Below are 16,787 nucleotides of genomic sequence, written 5' to 3' on the forward strand. Positions count from 1 at the left end.
GCCCTCGCCGTCGTCCGCGCGAGCGACCCCGGTCAGCCCTCGGCCGCCAGGGTCAGGGCGGTGGTCCCCGGGTCCTCCTCGACCGGCCAACGGGCGTAGGAGCGGCGCCAGTACATCAGCGGGCTGGGCACTTCGGGCCGGGGGCCACCGGCCACCACGGCGCCGACCACGATGGTGTGGTCGCCCGCCTCCACGGCCGCGGCGACTCGGCATTCGGCGTGCGCGACCACGTCGGCCGACATCACCGGCACGCCGCCGGCGCTGCCGGGCTCCCACCGGACGTCCCGGAAGCGGTCGTCGACCCGCCCGGCGAACCGCGCGGAGGTGGACTGACCACCGCCGCGCAGCACGTTGACGGCGAACTCGCCGCGCTCCAGCAGGGCCTCCAGCACCCGGCTCTCGCGGTGGATGCAGACCAGCAGCAGCGGCGGTGTCTTGGAGACGCTGCACGCGGCCGAGCAGGTCAGCCCGTACGGCTCCCCGTCCGGTCCCAGGGTGGTCACCACGGTCACCCCGGTGGGCAGCGCGCCCATGATGGACAGGAAGGTCGGGCCGTCCACCAGGCCGGGGGCCAGGTCCAACGGCAGGGGCAGGGGTACGGGGGGCATCGGTCCTCCACTCTCGTCGGGTCGGTGCTCCCATGCTCGCGGGACGCCTTCGAGCCGCCGCCGGGCCGCCATCGGGGGATCCGGCCCGGCCGCCGGCGGGGGAATCCGGCCCGGCCGCCGGCGGGGGAATCCGCCCGGCCGCCGTCGGGGCAGGCCCGGGGAACCGCCGGCGGAAAAACGCGTACCCCCGGCACGGGGGGACCGGGGGTACGCGGGCTTTCGGGGGGTGCGGGTCTGCGCGGTCACTCCTCGTCGCGCAACTCCCGCAGCGGGAAGGTGAGCGCGAAGCCGACCGCCAGGATCAGACCGCCGACCAGGAACATCGTGCTGAAGCCCGAGGCGAAGGCGTCGATCGCCGAGGCCGTCAGCCCGCCGGTGGAGTCCGGGTCGGAGAGCGCCTGCCGGACGGCCTCGTCGCCGTCCGCCGCGCCGTCGATCCGGCCGGCGGCGACGCCGAACAGCACGGACATGAACACCGCGGCACCGGTGGTGCCGCCGAGCTGGCGGAACAGGCCGGAGGCGGCGTTGGCCACGCCCAGCTCGGACTTGGGTGCCGAGCTCTGGATGGCCAGGGTGATGACGGTCTGGGAGAGCCCGATGCCCAGGCCCAGCCAGGCCGAGATCAGCACGATCACCCACAGCGGGGTGCCGGCCCCGGTGGCGGACAGCGCCAGCAGCGCACCGGCCATCGACCCGAGGCCGACGATCGCCGGCTTCTTGTACCGGTTCCACTTCTTGATGATCTTCCCGCAGACCGTCTGGGAGATGATCGCCCCGGTCATCAGCGGGATGATCACCAGCCCGGCGACGGTGGCGCTGCGGCCCTGCACCAGCTGGAGGAAGAGCGGCAGCGTGGAGACCGTACCGAAGATGCCCACCCCGATGGTGAAGTTGACGGCGGTGGCCACGGTGATCCCGCTGCGCCGGAACAGCCGCAGCGGCACCATCGCCTCCAGCCCGCGGGCCCGCTCGGCCAGCACGAACAGCACCAGGCCGAGCGCCGCGACCGCGAACAGGGCCAGCGAACGCGCCGATCCCCAGCCCCAGTCGAGGCCCTCCTCGGCGACGATCAGCAGCGGCACCAGGCAGAGCGCCAGGGTCAGCGCGCCCCGGTAGTCGATCGGGTGGTCCACCCGCTGGTGCGGCAGGTTCAGCGCCTTGCGCACGCTGAGCAGCGCCACCAGGCCCAGCGGCACGTTGATCAGGAACGCCCAGCGCCAGCCGGTCACCCCGAGGATCTCGCCGGCGCCCGCGAACAGGCCGCCGACCAGGGGACCGAGCACGCTGGCCGCGACCCAGGCCATCATCAGGTAGGAGAAGTAGCGGCCGCGCTCGCGCACCGGGGCGAGGTCGGCGATGACCGCCGTGGGCAGCGACATCAGCCCGGCACCGCCGAAACCCTGGACGACCCGGGCGACGGCCAGCGTCTCCATCGAGTTCGCCAGCGCGCAGGCCGCCGAACCGACGATGAAGACCACGATCGCCGCGAGGTAGAGCGGCTTGCGGCCGTAGATGTCGGACAGCTTGCCGTAGAACGGCATCGCGATCGTGGAGCTGACCAGGTAGCCGGTGATCACCCAGGCCTGGACGGTCTGTCCGTGCAGCTGGTCGCCGATCGTGCGCAGCGCGGTGGAGACGATGGTCTGGTCGAGCGCGGCGAGCAGCACGGCCAGCAGCAGGCCGGACAGCGCCGTGATGATCTGGCGGTGCGTGAAGCCGGCGGGGCCGCCGACCTGGTCCGGGGCGGCCTCGTCGGTCTGCGAGGCGGCGTTTGCCATTCCTGTTTCTCCCAGCGGTTCCGGTCGGCCGGCCGGGTGGTCCGGCCGGCGGCGCACATCCGGCGCTACCCTCGAATTGACAAGGTCTTGTCGAGTTGAGAGTAGTGGGTCTGCGGGCGGAATGACAAGTTCTTGCCGAAATCCCGGTCGGGCTGCGGTTAGGCTGCCCTCCATGACCGACCTCTCCCCCGCGGCCGAGACCTTGAGCGACATCACCACGGAACTGTTCGCCGTCAACGGCGCCCTGCTGCGCGCGGGCGACGCGCTATCCGCCCGCTTCGGGCTCACCTCCGCGCGGTGGCAGATCCTCGGCCTGCTGCACGACGGGCCGCAGAGCGCCGCACGCCTGGCGCGCGAGCGCGGACTGCGCCGGCAGGCCGTCCAGCAGACCGTGGTCAAACTGGTCGAGGAGGGCCTGGTCAGCACCTCCCCCAATCCAGCCGACCGGCGCGCCCCACTAGTCGCCCTGACCGCCAAGGGGGCTGACGCGCTCGCCCGGATCGAGCCCGCCGAGCGGCAGTGGATGGAGCACCTCGCCGGCGAACTGGACCCGGACGACCTGAAGGCCACGCTGCGGCTGCTGCGTGGCCTCCGGGCGGTCCTGGCCGACGGGCCGCCGCCGTCGGCGACCGGCGGCGCGGGCGCCGCCGGGGTCACAGATCCAGCGTGACCTCGTACTCGGCGAGCCAGGAGTTGAGCCACAGCACCAGCTCCAGGCTGCCCCGGTCGTAGGGGCGGCTCACCGGGCCGGTCGGACGGCCGGCCGCGGCCCGCGCCCGGTCGAGGTCGAGCAGCGGCAGCACCGGGGCGTCGCCATCGCCCAGCACCCGCGCGAGTCCGGCCCGCAGCACGTCCTCGTAGCCCGGGTCCTGGGTGGCCGGGTACGGGGTCTTCACCCGCTCGACCACCGAGCGCGGCAGCAGGTCGGCCACCGCCGCGCGCAGCAGACTCTTCTCCCGGCCGTCGAAACTCTTCATCGCCCAGGGGACGTTGAATACGTACTCCACCAGCCGGTGGTCGCAGAACGGCACCCGCACCTCCAGGCCGACCGCCATGCTCATCCGGTCCTTCCGGTCGAGCAGCGTCTGCACGAACCGGGTCAGGTTGAGGTAGCCGATCTCGCGCATCCGCCGCTCGGGGGCCGACTCCCCCGGCAGGACGGGGACTTCGGCCAGCGCCTCGGCGTACCGGGCGGCCCGGTACCCGTCCAGGTCGAGCTTGTCCAGCAGGTCCGGCCGCAGCAGCGAGCGCCCGCCGAAGTAGCGCGCCGATCCGGCGGTGAGCCACGGGAAGGTCCCGGCGCGCAGCGCCAGCGGATTGCGGAACCACCGGTAGCCGCCGAACAGTTCGTCGGCGGCCTCGCCGGACAGCGCCACCGTCACCCGCTCCCGTACGGCGCGGAAGAACAGGTACAGCGAGGGCCACATGTCACCCCAGTACGCGGGCGGCAGGTCGGTGGCCCGCAGCACCGCGGCCCGCACCGCGGGATCGGTCAGCCCGGGGCTGTCCAGCAGCACCTCGACGTGCTCCGCGCCGACGTGCCGGGCGAGCTCGCGCACGTACGGTGCGTCCGCCTCCGGCCGGACGGCGTCGGAGGCGAAGCCGTCGGCCGCGCCCCGGAAGTCCACCGAGAACGAGCGCACCGGCCCGCTGCGGGCGGCCAGCGCGGTCACCGCCGAGGAGTCCAGGCCGCCGGAGAGCAGCGTGCCGAGCGGCACGTCCGAGACCAGCTGTCGGCTGACGGTGTCGGCCAGCAGCTCGCGGACGGTGCCGATGGTCGTCGGCAGGTCGTCGGTGTGCTCCCGGACCTCCAGCCGCCAGTAGGTGTGCCGGCGCACCCCGCCGCGGCCCACCCGGACCAGCTGGCCGGGACGGACCTCGGACAGCCCGGAGAAGACCGCCGCCTCCGGCGTCCGCACCATGTCCAGTACCTCGCACAGCCCCTCCGCGCCGACCCGGCGGGGCAGCGCGCGGTCGGCGAGGACCGCCTTCGGCTCCGAGCCGAACCGGACGCCGCCGCGAGTCGGCCAGTAGTAGAGCGGCTTGACGCCCATCCGGTCCCGGACCAGCAGCAGTTCCTCGGCCTGTGCGTCCCAGATGCCGAAGGCGAACATCCCGTTCAGTCGCTCCACCACGGCGGCGCCCCACTGGAGGTAGCCGCGCAGCACCACCTCGGTGTCGCAGGCGGTCCGGAACCGGTGCCCGTGCGCCGTGAGTTCGGCGCGCAGCTCGCGGAAGTTGTAGATCTCCCCGCTGAACGTGATCGCCGCGCTGCGGCCGAGGTGCCGGGCCGTCATCGGCTGCTGCCCGTGCTCCGGGTCGATCACCGCCAGCCGCCGGTGGCCGAGGCCGACCGACGGCCCGAACCACAGGCCCTCGGCGTCCGGCCCGCGGCAGGCCATGGTGTCCGTCATCGCCTGGAGCAGGTCCCGGCTGTGCTCCGGCGAGGTGTCGAAATCGACCGCCCCCACGATTCCGCACATGGTCAACGAGCCTTGGCGAGGCCGAGGTTGATCGTGTCCAGGAGCAGACGCGGGGTGGTCGCCTCGACCACGGTCTCGTCCGAGAGGGTGATGCCCCGGTCCCGCTCGATGGTGTTGACGGTGTTGAACAGGGCCAGCGAGTCGTAGCCCAGGTCGCTGAAGGGCACGTCCAGGATGTCGTCGAGGTCGAGGCTCTCGTCGGCACCGGCGGCCTCCTTGAGCACGGCGACGAGGTCGTCGAGGGTGAACTCGGTCATGGCGATTCCTCACGTTGGTCGGGTCGGGTGGGTGGCCGGGTGTACGGCGCGCGGCCGCTCGTCAGCCGGTGAGCACCAGCGCGCTGTTGAAGCCGCCGTGGCCTCGGGCGAGGACCAGCGCACTGGCCAGCCGGGCCGGTCGCGGCCGGTCCCGTACCAGGTCGAGGTCCGGGTGGGCCGGCCGGCCGATGTGGACGGACGGCGGGATCACCGCGTCCCGCAGGGCCAGCAGCGCCGCCGCCACGTCCAGCGGGGCGCCGCCCGCCAGCAGACGGCCGGTCATCGTCTTGGGCGCCGTCACCGGGACGCGGCGCGGGCCGAACACCGCGCTCAGCACCTCGGCCTCCGCCCGGTCCTGCTCGGCCACCCCGCTCGCGTCGGCGAAGACCACGTCGATGTCGGACGGGCCGAGCCCGGCGTCGGTGAGTGCCGTCTCGATCGCCCGCCGCAGCCCGGGCGGACGGCCGGAGCCCGGCCGCGGGTCGAAGGTGGCCGCGTAGCCCGCGATCCGGCCGTAGTGGCGGCGGCGCCCGCGCTCGGCCGCCCGCTCCGGGGCCTCCAGGACGAGCAGCGCGCCGCCCTCGCCCGGTACCCCGCCGGAGGCGTCGGTGTCGAACGGCAGGAACGCTCGGCGCGGATCCCGCCGCGGGCTCACCGTGCCGCTGCGGGTGAGGCAGAGCCACGACCACGGGCAGAGCGAGCCGTCCACCGCGCCGGCCAGCATCAGCGCGGTGCCCTCGCGCACGTGCCGGCGCGCCTTGGCCAGCGCGTCCAGGCCGCCCGCCTGCTCGGCCACCAGGGCCGAACCGGGCCCGCGCATGCCGTGCCGGATCGAGATCTGCCCGGTGTTGACCGGGTAGAACCACGCGAAGGACTGGTAGGCGCTGACGTAGGCCGGGCCCTTGCTCCACAGCGCCTGCAGTTCCTTCTGGCCGAACTCGAAGCCGCCCGCGGAGGCCGCGGTGACCACCCCGGCGGAGAAGTCCGGCATCGCCGCCGGGTCCGCCCCGGCGTCGGCCAGCGCCTCCTCCGCGGCCACCAGGGCCAGCCGGGTCATGTGGTCGGTCTGCGGCAGCAGCCGGCCCGGCAGGTGGTCCTCCGGCGTGAAGTTCACCTCCCCGGCCACGTGCGCCCGGTACCCGGCGGAGTCGAAGCGGGTGAGCGGCCCGAGACCGGAGCGGCCGGCCAGGGTGGCCTCCCAGTACTCGGCCACGCCCCAGCCGTTCGGCGCCACCACGCCGATTCCGGTCACCACCACGTCGGTCATGCCCTGCTCCACTCCGGTTCGGCGAGCACGATCGCGCTCTGGAACCCGCCGAAGCCGCTGGCCACGCTGAGCACCGTGGGCACCCGCTGCTCCCGCGCCGTCAACGGCACGTAGTCCAGGTCGCACTCGGGGTCGGGCACGTGCAGATTCGCCGTGGGCGGCACCACCGAGTGCTCGATCGCCAGCGCGCTGGCGGCGAACTCCAGCGCGCACACGGCGCCCAGCGAGTGCCCGATCATCGACTTGATCGAGCTGATCGGCACCCGGTAGGCGTGGTCGCCCAGGCTCTGCTTGAACGCGGCGGTCTCGTGCCGGTCGTTCTGCTTGGTCGCCGAGCCGTGCGCGTTGACGTAGCCGATGTCCTCGGGGTTCATCCGGCTCCGGTCGAGCGCGACCCGGATCGCCTCGGCCATCTCGTTCCCGTCCCCCCGCAGACCGGTCATGCTGTACGCGTTGCAGCGCCCGGCGTAGCCGGTGACCTCGGCGTAGACGTGCGCACCGCGCCGGAGCGCGTGTTGGCGCTCCTCCAGGACGAACATCGCGGCGCCCTCGCCGAGGGCGAAGCCGTTGCGGGTGAGGTCGAACGGCCGAGAGGCGCTCTCCGGCTCGTCGTTGCGCGGCGTGGTGGCCTTGATCGCGTCGAAGCAGGCCACCGTGATCGGGGAGATCGCCGCGTCGGAGGCACCGGCCAGCATCACGTCCGCCGCGTCGTCGCGGATCAGGTCGCAGGCGTGCGCGATCACGTCGATTCCGGAGGTGCAGCCGGTCGAGACCACGCCCACCGGGCCCTCGGCCTCCACCAGCCAGGCCAGTTCGGTCGCCATGGAGGACGGCACGAAGTAGTCGTAGAGGTAGGGCACGCCGTGCGCGTCGTCGACCAGCCGCTTGCGGCCCTCGTCGCTGACCACGGCGAACTCCCGGTCCAGGCTGATCGTCATCCCGCACGCCGTGCCGGCCATCACCCCGGTGCGGACCGGGTCGTTGACCCCCGGCACCCCCGAGTCGGCCAGCGCCTCGCGCGCCGCGACCACCGCGAACTGCGCGGTCCGGTCCCACTGCCGGATCTGCCGCTCCGTCAGCCCGCAGGCTTTCGGGTCGAAGTCGCATTCGGCGGCGACCCGGGACCGGAACGGCGCCGGGTCGAAGGTCGAGATGGTCCGGGTCGCGGTCCGGCCCGCCGTGAGCAGGTCCCAGAACGCCTTGGTACCCACCTCGCCCGGCGCCACCACGCCGATCCCGGTCACCACCACGCGCCGCCCTCCGTCGTCAACCGCCATCGCCACTCCCCCTGTTCGGCGCCCTGTCCGTCTCCGCCCACATGCCGACGACCTCCTGTCCCGTCCTGTCCTGTCCGTCCGTCCGGTCCGTCCGGCCCGCCCGGTCCGCCCGGCCCGCGCGCCCTGCCGCTGGCCGGGACGTGAGCCGGATCAGATCGTCCTGGCACGCGTTCGCGCAGGTTTCGAGCGCCCGTCCACCCGTCGAAGCCACCCGCCTGGTCCGCGGCCCGGCGAACACCGCGCGGGAGAGCGGCACGAACGGGCGTTGAGCGGCGCTGCCTAGCGTCTGGCCCCATGGACACCGATACCGACATCTGCGTGGTCGGCGGCGGCCCGGCCGGTCTGACCCTCGCCCTGCTGCTGGCCCGCTCCGGCATCCGGGTCACCGTGCTGGAACGCAGCCGCTCGATGGACCGGACCTACCGCGGGGAGATCCTCCAGCCCGGCGGCCAGGCCCTGCTGGACGAACTGGGCGTGCTCGGTCCGGCCCGGGAGCGCGGCGCCGTCGAGCACGACCGCTTCCTGCTGGAGGAGCACGGAAGGACCCTCATCGACGGCGACTACCGGCGCCTGCCCGGACCGTACAACTGCCTGCTGAGCCTGCCGCAACGGCACCTGCTGACCGAGCTGCTGGCCGCCTGCGAACGGTACGACGGCTTCCGTCAGCTGGCGGGCGTCAAGGCGACCGCGCTGGTCGAGGAGGGCGGCGTCGTCCGCGGGGTCGTCGCCGGCGGTTCGCCCGGAGCGCCCGCACAAGTGGTGCGGGCGAGCTGCGTGGTCGCCGCGGACGGCCGGTTCTCCAAGGTCCGCACCCTCGCCGGGATCGGCTACCGGCGCCAGGAGCTGTTCAGCCAGGACGTCCTCTGGTTCCGGCTGACCGCACCGCCCCGCCCGGGCCCCCGGCGGCCGTGCGACGTTCGGGTCTTCCGGGCCGGCGGCAACCCGGTGCTGAGCTACCGCTCGGTGCCGGACTCGCTCCAGTGCGGCTGGACCCTCCCGCACGGCGGGTTCCGCCCGCTGGCCGACCGCGGCATCGGCCACATCGTCGAGCAACTGTGCCGCGCCGCACCGGAGTACGCGGAGCGGATCCGGGCGGAGATCACCGGCTTCGCCGATCTTTCCCTGCTGGACGTCTTCTCCGGCACCGCCGACCGGTGGGTGCGCGACGGCCTGCTGCTGATCGGCGACAGCGCCCACACCCACAGCCCGATCGGCGCCCAGGGGATCAACCTGGCGATCCGGGACGCCGTCGCGGCCCACCCCGTCCTGGTCGAGGCGGTCCGGGCCGGCGATACGGGCGCCGCCCGGCTGAGCCGCTACGCACAGCTGCGCCGGCCCGAGGTGGAGCGGATCACCCGGATCCAGCGGGTCCAGAGCCGCATGATGCTCTCCACCGGCCGGTTCTCCTCGACGCTCCGCCCGCGGGCGGCGGCGCTGATGTCCAGGACCCCGCTCTACGGCGCCCTGCTGCGCCGGATCGCCTTCGGCACCGCCCCGGTCCGGCTCCGGACCGACCTGTTCGCCGGGGCCGAGCGGTGACCGGCCGCATCCCGTACCCGACCGGACCCTCCCCGTACCCGATTGGACCGGGTGCGCACGGGCACGCCCGGCGAAAGGGCCGAGCACTGTGCGACCGATGACCGGATCCACGCATCACGCCGCCGGGTTGACCGCCTCCACGGGCGAGTCGGCGACGGCGGGCGGGGTGCTTCTCGCCCTCGCCGTCATCCTCGGCACCGCCTTCGTCGGCGGACGGATCGCCCTGCGGCTGCGTCAGCCGGCCGTCATGGGCGAGATCATCGGCGGGGTCGCCCTCGGGCCCAGCCTGCTCGGGCTGCTGCCCGGCCGGCTGGACGCCGCCCTGTTTCCGGCCGAGGTCCAGTCGTACCTGCGGGTGCTGTCCCAACTGGGCCTGGTCCTCTTCATGTTCACCGTCGGCCTCCGGTTCGACCTCGGCCACCTGCGCGGGATCGGGCGCCGGGTGACGGCGGTGTCGCTCAGCTCGGTGGCCCTGCCGTTCGGGCTCGGCTTCGGGCTGGCGCTGGCCCTCTACCCCTGGTTCGACACAGCCCAGCTGGCCTCGGACGGCCGGCTCGGTCCGGCGCTGTTCCTCGGCGCGGCGATGTCCATCACCGCCTTCCCCGTCCTCGCCCGGATCATCGCCGAGCGGCGGATGGAGCACGACCCGCTCGGCCGCCTGTCGTTGGCCTGCGCCGCGTTCCAGGACTTCCTCGCCTGGTGCGCGCTGGCCGTGGTGGTGGCCGTGGTGCGGTCCCAGAGCCTCTGGTCGCTCGGGCGGCTGGCGCTCGGCTCGACGGTGGTGGTGCTGGTGCTCGCCGGCGTCGTCCGCCCGGTCCTCGTCAGGCTGCTCGCCCCGCGGCGCCGCCGCCCCCTCGACGAACCGTGGATCCATGCCGTCCTGGTCGCCGGCACCCTGCTCACCGCCTGGGTCACCAGCCGGATCGGGCTGGACGCCGTCTTCGGGGCGTTCATGTTCGGCGCGGCGGTGCCGCGGGACCGGGTCGAGGCGATCGCGCCCGAGGTCCCGGAGCGCATCGAGCAGGCGGGCCTCCTGCTGCTGCCGGCCTTCTTCGCCGTGACCGGGGTCGCCGTCGACCTCACCGGCCTCGGCCCGCGCGGTCTGGTGGTCGTGGCGGCGGTGCTGGTGACGGCCTGCGCCGGCAAGTTCCTCGGCGCCGTCGCCGCCGCCCGGCTCACCGGCTCGACCCGGCGCGAGGCCGCCGTACTCGGCATCCTGCTCAACGCCCGGGGCCTCACCGAGCTGGTCATCCTGAACGTGGGCCACCGGCTCGGGGTGATCGATACCCGGATGTTCAGTGCCATGGTGGTCATGGCACTGGTCACCACCCTGATGACCGGGCCGCTGCTGACGCGCACCGCGGCCCGTACCACGGTGGACCCTGAGGCATCGGCCGTCCTCCCGGCCCCGTCGGCGGAACCCACGGGGGCCTCCCGTAGGCCGTCCTGACGCCCGCCCCGGGCCTCACCCCCGGTCCCGGGGTGGCTGCTCCCAATCGGCGACCCCGCGGAGCTGCCGCCGTAGCCCCCGCTCGACCGGGCTGAGCGGCACGTCAGGGCGCAGGCGCTCCGGATGCCCGGCCGCCGGTCCGTCGCCCACCGCCGCTTCCCCCCTCCTACCGTTACCGTCCTCGGCCGGATACCCCACCGGCTCCGCCACCGGCGCCGCATAACCCGCCGCCTGGCCCAGCACCGACAGTCCCCACAGCAGCCGGCCCAGCAGGCGGCGGCACCATCCGCTCGCATCACGCATCCCCCGAGCATGGCGCCCACTCCTGAAGCGCCGTTCAAGCCGCCCGCCGGCACCCGTGGGGGTGGTACCCACCGGCCGTGGCCCGTCCACAGGCCTTTGGACCCCGGCCGTTGAGCCGGTGTCAGAGGCATCGGCTAGGGTCGGCCGCATGATCGACTCCACGATGCACGTCCGGATCGCCCGCCCCTCGCACGACCTCGCGGCGGCCGAGAGGTTCTACGTCGGCGGCCTCGGCCTCGAGGTGCTGTGGCGCACCACCGAGCGGGTGTCCGGCGAGCACGATCTGCTGATGGTCGGCCTGCCCGGCGGCTCCTGGCACTTCGAGCTGACCCACGACCCGGAGCGTCCGCTGGAGCCCACCCCCACGGTGGACGACCTGTTCGTCGTCTACCTCGGTGCGCCGGTGGACGACGCCCTGGTCGCCCGGCTGGAAGCGGCCGGCGGCACCCGGGTCAAGCCCCACAACCCGTACTGGGACGAGTACGGCGTGACGATATCCGACCCGGACGGCTACCGCCTGGTGCTCTGCTCCCGCGCCTGGGGTCAGTGACGGCCGGCACCGGCGGGCCCCAGCAGTGCCCGGGCCCACCGGCGTCCCGGCGCTCAGGCCCGCTGGTCGGCCCGCCGGTCTGCCCACCGCAGTAGCAGGGCCGCCACCAGTCCGCCGACCAGCACCGTGCCGGCGCCCGCCAGTTGGGCGCTTTCACCCGCCTGCGCGAAAGCGGCGACGGCGGCGTCCCGGTCCGCCGCGGTCCGGGCTGTGGCTAGCGCCTCCGGCAGCGAGCCCGCGCCGGCCAGGGCGGCCGGCAGCAGTGCGGCGAGGCGGGCGTTCAGTACGGCTCCCAGGACGGCGACGCCGAGGCTGGAGCCGAGCTCGGCCATCGCACCGTCGATCCCGGCGCCCACCCCGGCCTTCTGCTGCGGGATGGAGCTGAGGACCGCCTCCACGATGGCCGGGTTGGCCAGCGCGCAGCCCGCGCCCATCAGCAGCAGGCCGGCCGGCAGGGCGTACTCGCCGTCGGTGCGGACGGCGACCGCGCCGAAGCCCGCGGCGAGGGTGGCCATGCCGAGGGCGATGGAGAGCGGGCGGCCGAGCCTGGTCAGCAGCCGGGCGGCCAGGCCGGTGACGTTGAGCAGCACGACGGTGAGGGCGAACGGCGCCATCCGCAGCCCGGCCTCCAGCGGGCTGTAGCCGCGGACGAACTGCAGCTGCTGGGTGAGCAGGAAGAGCCCTCCGGCGCTGCCGAAGGTGATCAGCAGGACGCCGGTGACGGCGCCGACGAACCTCCGGTCGCGGAAGAACGACGGGTCCAGCATCGGGTGCCGGACGCACTGCTCCCAGCGGGCGAATCCCGCCAGGAGGGCCAGGGACAGTGCTGCGGGCAGCAGGACCCGGGCGGAGGCCCAGCCGTGGGTGGGGCCCGCGGTGATCGCGTGGACGGCGGCGGCCATGCCGGCGGTGGAGAGCAGTGCGCCGGGCAGGTCGGGCCGGCCCCGGCCGGGCGTCCGGGTCTCGGGCACCAGGATGCGGACGGCGACCAGTCCGGCCAGCACCACCGGCAGGTTGACCAGGAAGAGCGCGCCCCACCAGAAGTGGGCCAGCAGCAGGCCGCCGATCGGCGGCCCGGCGGCGAAGCCGAGCGCGCTGACGGCGGCCCAGATGGCGATCGCCCTGGTCCGTTCATCCGCGTCGAAGACCTGCATCACCACGGCCAGCGTGGTGGTGAGCAGCAGTGCGCCGCCCACGCCCATACCGGCCCGGGCGGCGATCAGCTGGGCGGTGGACTGGGCCAGTCCGGCCGCCAGCGAGCCGGCGCCGAAGACCGCGAGCCCGGCGAGCAGCAGCCGGCGACGCCCGTACCTGTCGGCGGCGGCGCCGGCCGCCAGCAGCAGTCCGGCCTGGACGAGCGAGTAGGAGGTGACCACCCACTGGATGTCGGCGGTGTCCGCGTCCAGGGCTCGGCTGAGCGAGGGGATCGCCACGTTCAGCACGGTGTTGTCGAGCACCACGGCGAGCTGGGCCAGGCAGACCACGGCGAGGACCAGCCATCGGGCGCGCAGCGGGCCGTGCTCGTTCCCGACCCGCTGCGGTTCGGCGGTGTCGACCGTCACGAGCTGGTCGGCGCGTACGGCGCGTGCGACGTGTACGGCCCGCACGGCGCGTACGCCGCGATCGGGTTGGTCAGGTCGCCGACCAGTTGCAGGGCCGCGGCGGGGTCGGCCAGGTCGACCATCTGCCGGTTGTCGCGCAGTTGCAGCCGGTTCAGGCAGGAGAGCGGGAACCGCTCGGCGAACGGGTCGAACCGCTCGAACTTCTCGGCCAGGTGTGGAACCCGGGCCCGGTAGTCGGCGACGCATTCGGCGACGGTCCGCCAGAAGTCCTCCTCGGCCACCGCGCCCGCCTCGTCCAGGGTGGCGGCCAGGTAGCGGAAGAAGCAGTCGAAGACGTCCGTGAAGATCGACAGCAGCTTCATGTGGTCGGGGATGTCGGCCCTGACCCGCTGGACCTCCGGTGACAGGGGCGCGTGCGGGTCCATCACCACGATCTCCTCGGCGATGTCCTTGAAGATCGCCCGCTGGACGTTCCCGGCCGCGTCCAGCACCAGGATGACGTTCTCACCGTGGGGCATGAAGGCCAGGTCGTAGGCGTAGAAGCTGTGCAGCAGCGGGGTGAGGTAGGCGTCCAGGTAGCGGCGCAGCCAGTGCGTGGGGTCCGAGCCGGACTGCTCGATCAGTGCCGCTGCCAGTGAGTGGCCCGCCCGGTCGGTGTGCAGCAGCGAGGCCATGGTGGCCAGCCGCTCGCCGGGGGCGAGCGAGGGCACGGGGCTTTCCCGCCAGAGCGCGGCCAGCATCTTCCGGTACGGGGAGTGGCGTTCGGTGGCGGCCTCGTACTGGCGGTGGTGGTAGCCGATCGCCGCGTGCTCGCGGATGATCGTCAGGCCGGTGCCGCGCAGCACCTCGTCCGCGGCGATGAGCCGGGCCAGCCAGTCGTTGATGGCCGGGGTGGCCGCCATGTAGGAGGCGGAGAGGCCGCGCATGAAGCCCATGTTGAGGACGGAGATCGCCGTCTTGACGTAGTGCTTGGACGGGTCGCTGAGGTTGAAGAACGTCCGGATGGACTGCTGGGCGAGATGGGCGTCGTCGCCCTCGCCGAGGAGGACCAGGCGCTGCTGGGCGAGTTCCCCGGCGAAGGTGACCGCGAGCTTGTTGGTCCACTGCCAGGGGTGCACCGGGAGGAGGTGGTAGTCGGCCGGGTCCAGGCCGAGCCCGGTCAGCACCGCGGCGAACCGTTCCTGCTCGGCCCGGCTCAGTTCCTGGTCGATCAGCCCCTCGTAGTCGATGTCGGCGCAGGAGGTGAACGTCGAGTGGGCGCGCTGGGCGGCCAGCCACACCAGGTGCACCGGGTGCGCCGCTTCGGGGGCGTAGCGGTGGAACTCCTCGCCGTCGAAGCCGATCCGGCCGTTGTTGGCGACGAAGCCGGGGTGGCCCTCGGTCATGCCGGTCTCGATGGCCTGGAAGTCGGCCTTGGCCAGTTCGGCCGAGGTGACCTCGGGCCTGTCGAGCTTGTAGGCGCTGCCGGCCAGGGTGGAGCTGATCTCCTCCAGGTAGACCGGCAGGACCTGCTCGGACAGGCCCAGGCTCTCCCGCAGCTCGATGCAGAAGTCGACCGCGTCCAGCGGCAGTTGCTCGCCGCCCGCGTGGCGGGTGATCGAGTCGGCGTCGATCTGCCAGTGGTCGAGCGAGAGCAGCCGGGCGGTGAACCGGTACTCGACCAGGCCGTCGTCGCTGCGCACCGCGTAACGGCCGTCGGCGAGCCGCTCGGGGGTCAGCAGCCGCTCGTGGGCGAACTCGGCCAGCGCCTTGCGGACCAGCAGCCGGTTGGCGGTGGCCCAGGTGTCCGGGCGCAGGTGGGAGACGAATCCGTCGGCCGCGGGGTTCACGCGCTCTCTCCTCGGGTGGCGTCGGCGAACTGCCCGCGGGTGCAGAAGCTGAGCAGCGCCTCCTTCTCGGGCTTGCTGATCGGCCCCGCCGGTACGAAGCCGACGGCCGCGTTCAGCGCGTGCACCGCGGTGTTGCGCAGATCGGGTTCGACGACGACCCGGCGGGCGGCCGGGTCGTCGAGCACGAACGCCATCACGGCGGTGATCACGGCCCGGGTGAAGCCGTGCACCGGGGTGTCGGTGGGCGCGCAGAGGAAGTGCAGGCCGACGTCGCCGGGCAGCGGGTCGTACAGGCCGACCAGTTCCACCCGGGCCGGGTCGTAGCGCTCGACCAGGAACGCCGGGCGGCGCTCCCAGAGGCCGATGAAGGCGTCGTGGTGCGGGTTCTCGGCGATCCTGCGGTACTCGTCGACCACCTCGGACACCGAGAGGCCCTGCATCATCCAGAACGGCGCCTTGGGGTGGGTGACCCAGCCGTGCACCAGTTCGGCGTCGGCCTCCAGGTCGAGCGGGCGGACGGCGAACTCGCCGAGCCGCGGGTCGGTGTGGGAGAACAGGGTGCTCATGCGGTACTCACTCATGCGACGAGGCCCTCGGGGGCACCGAAGTCCTGAAAGGCGATGGCCTTCTCGATCGGGTAGACCTCGCGGCCGGTCAGCTCGCGGACGATCCACGAGTTGCGGTACGGGCCCATGCCGAGGTCGGGGGAGGTGATGCTGTGGGTGTGGGTGCCGCCGTTCTGCAGGAAGATCCCGCGCCCAGTGGTGTCGATGCTGTAGTTGCGGGCCACGTCGAACCGGCCCCGCCCGTCCCAGCGGATCCGGTCACGGACCGGGGCCAGGAAGTCCGGGGTGCGGTACGCGTAACCCGTGGCGAGCACCAGGCCCTCGGTAGTGAGGGTGAAGTCCCGCTGCTGCTCGGCGTGGTGGAGGTCGAGCGTGTACCGTCCGGCGCTCTGGTCCCAAGCGGCGCCCTGCAGCGTGGTGTTGGTGAACATCCGGGTGGGCACCGGGCCCCGGACGCTCTTCTGGTACAGCAGGTCGTAGATGCCGTTGATCAGGTCGGCGTCGATGCCCTTGAAGAGGCTCTTCTGCTCGGCCTCCAGGCGGTAGCGGGTCTCCTCGGGCAGCGCGTGGAAGTAGTCCACGTACTCCGGTGAGGTCATCTCCAGCGTGAGCTTGGTGTACTCCAGCGGGAAGAACCGGGGCGAGCGGGTGACCCAGTTCAGCCGGTAGCCGTGCACCCCGATGTCGGCCAGCAGGTCGTAGTAGATCTCGGCGGCGCTCTGGCCGCTGCCGACGACCGTGATGCTCTCCTTGGCCTGGAGCGCGGCCTTGCCGGCCAGGTAGGCGGAGTTGTGCACCAGGTCGCCGCCCAGCTCCCGGCACGGCTCGGGCAGGTGCGGCGGGGTGCCGGTGCCGAGCACCAGGTGCCGGGCCCGGTGGCGGACCGTCTCGCCGTCGGCGATGGCGGTGACCGTGTACAGGCCGTCCGCCTCGTCGTACTCGACCAGAGTGACCTGCTGGCCGAAGCGGATGGTGCGCAGCTTGCCGGCGGCCCAGCGGCAGTACTCGTTGTACTCGCTGCGCACCGGGTAGAACGACTCGCGGACGTAGAACGGGTACAGCCTGCCCTTCTCCTTCAGGTAGTTGAGGAAGGAGTACGGCGAGGTCGGGTCGGCGAGGGTGACCAGGTCGGCCATGAACGGCGTCTGCAGGGTGGCGAACTCCAGCAGCATGCCGGGGTGCCAGTCGAAGTCCGGCTTGCTCTCCAGGAACAGGCCGTCGAGGTCCTCGATCGGAGCGGTCAGGCAGGCGAGACCGAGGTTGTACGGGCCGAGCCCGATCGCGATGAAGTCGTGGGCGGACATGCGCGTCTCCCGTG

15 protein-coding genes are annotated in these 16,787 nt (G+C 73.2%); 4 read left to right on the forward strand and 11 right to left on the reverse strand.

The features are described from left to right. Positions 1 to 32: 32 nt before the first annotated feature. Both ctcQ and tcr3 read right to left on the reverse strand, forming a co-directional pair. Entirely contained in the window at positions 33 to 608 is a 576-nt protein-coding gene (gene ctcQ, locus ACZ4WV_RS07595) for a flavin reductase CtcQ (RefSeq protein WP_465743840.1), read from the reverse strand. Positions 609 to 850: 242 nt separating this feature from the next. Further along, positions 851 to 2,386, reverse strand: a complete 1,536-nt coding sequence (gene tcr3 / locus ACZ4WV_RS07600) for a tetracycline efflux MFS transporter Tcr3 (protein WP_465743842.1) — start codon at positions 2,384 to 2,386, stop codon at positions 851 to 853. 172 nt (positions 2,387 to 2,558) lie between these two features. On the opposite strand from tcr3, the gene ACZ4WV_RS07605 reads away from it, so the two are divergent. After that, positions 2,559 to 3,056 carry a MarR family winged helix-turn-helix transcriptional regulator gene (locus ACZ4WV_RS07605; protein ID WP_465743844.1) on the forward strand — a complete coding sequence of 166 codons (498 nt, stop codon included), beginning with the start codon at positions 2,559 to 2,561 and terminating at the stop codon, positions 3,054 to 3,056. Here the strand turns inward: ACZ4WV_RS07605 and asnB are convergent. The 4 genes from asnB to ACZ4WV_RS07625 all read right to left on the reverse strand — a co-directional run bounded on the left by asnB (position 3,040) and on the right by ACZ4WV_RS07625 (position 7,670). Further along, on the reverse strand, positions 3,040 to 4,869 hold the full coding sequence (gene asnB, locus ACZ4WV_RS07610) for an asparagine synthase (glutamine-hydrolyzing) (protein ID WP_465743846.1): 1,830 nt from the start codon (positions 4,867 to 4,869) through the stop codon (positions 3,040 to 3,042). The two genes, ACZ4WV_RS07605 and asnB, sit on opposite strands and share 17 nt — an antisense overlap. A 2-nt stretch (positions 4,870 to 4,871) precedes the next feature. Next, positions 4,872 to 5,126: an acyl carrier protein gene (locus tag ACZ4WV_RS07615; RefSeq protein WP_465743848.1), complete on the reverse strand. Its 255-nt coding sequence runs from the start codon at positions 5,124 to 5,126 to the stop codon at positions 4,872 to 4,874. 61 nt (positions 5,127 to 5,187) lie between these two features. Next, complete coding sequence (locus tag ACZ4WV_RS07620; RefSeq protein WP_465743850.1) at positions 5,188 to 6,393, reverse strand: ketosynthase chain-length factor; 1,206 nt, start codon at positions 6,391 to 6,393, stop codon at positions 5,188 to 5,190. Continuing rightward, positions 6,390 to 7,670, reverse strand: a complete 1,281-nt coding sequence (locus tag ACZ4WV_RS07625) for a beta-ketoacyl-[acyl-carrier-protein] synthase family protein (RefSeq protein WP_465743852.1) — start codon at positions 7,668 to 7,670, stop codon at positions 6,390 to 6,392. The genes ACZ4WV_RS07620 and ACZ4WV_RS07625 overlap by 4 nt, the downstream gene beginning before the upstream one ends. Before the next feature lie 294 nt (positions 7,671 to 7,964). On the opposite strand from ACZ4WV_RS07625, the gene ACZ4WV_RS07630 reads away from it, so the two are divergent. Both ACZ4WV_RS07630 and ACZ4WV_RS07635 read left to right on the forward strand, forming a co-directional pair. After that, the gene (locus ACZ4WV_RS07630) at positions 7,965 to 9,209 is read left to right on the forward strand and encodes an FAD-dependent oxidoreductase (protein ID WP_465743854.1); all 1,245 of its coding nucleotides are present in this window, start codon (positions 7,965 to 7,967) and stop codon (positions 9,207 to 9,209) included. A 97-nt stretch (positions 9,210 to 9,306) separates the two neighbouring features. Then, positions 9,307 to 10,659 carry a cation:proton antiporter gene (locus tag ACZ4WV_RS07635; RefSeq protein ID WP_465743855.1) on the forward strand — a complete coding sequence of 451 codons (1,353 nt, stop codon included), beginning with the start codon at positions 9,307 to 9,309 and terminating at the stop codon, positions 10,657 to 10,659. 15 nt (positions 10,660 to 10,674) lie between these two features. On the opposite strand, the gene ACZ4WV_RS07640 is transcribed toward ACZ4WV_RS07635, so the two are convergent. Beyond that, entirely contained in the window at positions 10,675 to 11,112 is a 438-nt protein-coding gene (locus tag ACZ4WV_RS07640) for a DUF6059 family protein (RefSeq protein WP_465744052.1), read from the reverse strand. Here ACZ4WV_RS07640 and ACZ4WV_RS07645 point away from each other — a divergent pair. Beyond that, complete coding sequence (locus ACZ4WV_RS07645; RefSeq protein WP_465743857.1) at positions 11,111 to 11,512, forward strand: VOC family protein; 402 nt, start codon at positions 11,111 to 11,113, stop codon at positions 11,510 to 11,512. The two genes, ACZ4WV_RS07640 and ACZ4WV_RS07645, sit on opposite strands and share 2 nt — an antisense overlap. A 53-nt stretch (positions 11,513 to 11,565) precedes the next feature. Here the strand turns inward: ACZ4WV_RS07645 and ACZ4WV_RS07650 are convergent, their stop codons facing one another. From ACZ4WV_RS07650 to ACZ4WV_RS07665, 4 genes are read right to left on the reverse strand one after another with little or no spacing between them, the layout of a single operon-like run. Beyond that, positions 11,566 to 13,074, reverse strand: coding sequence for an MFS transporter (locus ACZ4WV_RS07650; protein ID WP_465744054.1), 1,509 nt, complete (start codon positions 13,072 to 13,074; stop codon positions 11,566 to 11,568). Next, positions 13,071 to 14,903, reverse strand: a complete 1,833-nt coding sequence (locus tag ACZ4WV_RS07655; protein ID WP_465743859.1) for an IucA/IucC family protein — start codon at positions 14,901 to 14,903, stop codon at positions 13,071 to 13,073. Before ACZ4WV_RS07655 ends, ACZ4WV_RS07650 begins: the two co-directional genes overlap by 4 nt. Further along, the gene (locus tag ACZ4WV_RS07660; RefSeq protein ID WP_465743861.1) at positions 14,900 to 15,484 is read right to left on the reverse strand and encodes a GNAT family N-acetyltransferase; all 585 of its coding nucleotides are present in this window, start codon (positions 15,482 to 15,484) and stop codon (positions 14,900 to 14,902) included. Before ACZ4WV_RS07660 ends, ACZ4WV_RS07655 begins: the two co-directional genes overlap by 4 nt. After that, positions 15,481 to 16,773 (reverse strand): lysine N(6)-hydroxylase/L-ornithine N(5)-oxygenase family protein, encoded by a 1,293-nt coding sequence (locus ACZ4WV_RS07665; protein WP_465743863.1) that lies wholly within the window; start codon positions 16,771 to 16,773, stop codon positions 15,481 to 15,483. The genes ACZ4WV_RS07660 and ACZ4WV_RS07665 overlap by 4 nt, the downstream gene beginning before the upstream one ends. Positions 16,774 to 16,787 lie beyond the last annotated feature (14 nt).

The organism is Kitasatospora sp. NPDC029312 (assembly GCF_055569215.1).

Coding starts and splice junctions, on each gene's coding strand:
- ACZ4WV_RS07640 (WP_465744052.1), bottom strand. CDS start 11,112: ATGCGGCCGACCCTAGCCGATGCCTCTGACACCGGCTCAACGGCCGGG.
- ACZ4WV_RS07635 (WP_465743855.1), top strand. CDS start 9,307: ATGACCGGATCCACGCATCACGCCGCCGGGTTGACCGCCTCCACGGGC.
- ACZ4WV_RS07660 (WP_465743861.1), bottom strand. CDS start 15,484: ATGAGTGAGTACCGCATGAGCACCCTGTTCTCCCACACCGACCCGCGG.
- ACZ4WV_RS07645 (WP_465743857.1), top strand. CDS start 11,111: ATGATCGACTCCACGATGCACGTCCGGATCGCCCGCCCCTCGCACGAC.
- asnB (WP_465743846.1), bottom strand. CDS start 4,869: ATGTGCGGAATCGTGGGGGCGGTCGATTTCGACACCTCGCCGGAGCAC.
- ACZ4WV_RS07665 (WP_465743863.1), bottom strand. CDS start 16,773: ATGTCCGCCCACGACTTCATCGCGATCGGGCTCGGCCCGTACAACCTC.
- ACZ4WV_RS07615 (WP_465743848.1), bottom strand. CDS start 5,126: ATGACCGAGTTCACCCTCGACGACCTCGTCGCCGTGCTCAAGGAGGCC.
- ACZ4WV_RS07605 (WP_465743844.1), top strand. CDS start 2,559: ATGACCGACCTCTCCCCCGCGGCCGAGACCTTGAGCGACATCACCACG.
- ACZ4WV_RS07630 (WP_465743854.1), top strand. CDS start 7,965: ATGGACACCGATACCGACATCTGCGTGGTCGGCGGCGGCCCGGCCGGT.
- ACZ4WV_RS07625 (WP_465743852.1), bottom strand. CDS start 7,670: ATGGCGGTTGACGACGGAGGGCGGCGCGTGGTGGTGACCGGGATCGGC.
- ACZ4WV_RS07620 (WP_465743850.1), bottom strand. CDS start 6,393: ATGACCGACGTGGTGGTGACCGGAATCGGCGTGGTGGCGCCGAACGGC.
- ctcQ (WP_465743840.1), bottom strand. CDS start 608: ATGCCCCCCGTACCCCTGCCCCTGCCGTTGGACCTGGCCCCCGGCCTG.
- tcr3 (WP_465743842.1), bottom strand. CDS start 2,386: ATGGCAAACGCCGCCTCGCAGACCGACGAGGCCGCCCCGGACCAGGTC.